The organism is Bacillus cereus group sp. BfR-BA-01408, assembly GCF_022663305.1.
In the GTDB taxonomy this organism is placed as follows: domain Bacteria; phylum Bacillota; class Bacilli; order Bacillales; family Bacillaceae_G; genus Bacillus_A; species Bacillus_A pacificus.
This window is the reverse complement of the sequence record NZ_JAKUFF010000235.1, coordinates 1-296: the sequence shown is the minus strand read 5'-3', so window position 1 is coordinate 296 and position 296 is coordinate 1. Positions and strand designations below refer to the sequence as shown.

The following is a 296-nucleotide window of genomic DNA, read 5'->3' as shown; positions in this document are numbered from 1 at the left end:
TTTTACAGCTTCTGCAATATTGTACGGATTAGACATTAAAGTTTTTACTTGGTTTCCGAAAATGTCATCTAATTGACGAAGACGTTCTGCACTTAAGTCGATGATTGTTACATCCGCACCTAGTCCAACTGCAATTTTAGCAGCATTTGTACCAGCTTGTCCACCACCGATGATTGTTACTTTACCACGTTTAACCCCTGGAACACCTGCAAGTAAGATACCTTTACCGCCTTTGTTCTTCTCAAGGAATTGTGCACCAATTTGTGCAGCCATACGACCAGCTACTTCACTCATAG

At 41.2% G+C, this 296-nt stretch carries 1 protein-coding gene; it reads right to left on the bottom strand.

Features of this window, described 5'->3' with window-relative positions; genetic code table 11:
• A partial coding sequence (locus MR083_RS27095; protein WP_242270121.1) for an NAD-binding protein occupies positions 1–296 on the bottom strand: 296 nt, incomplete at both ends.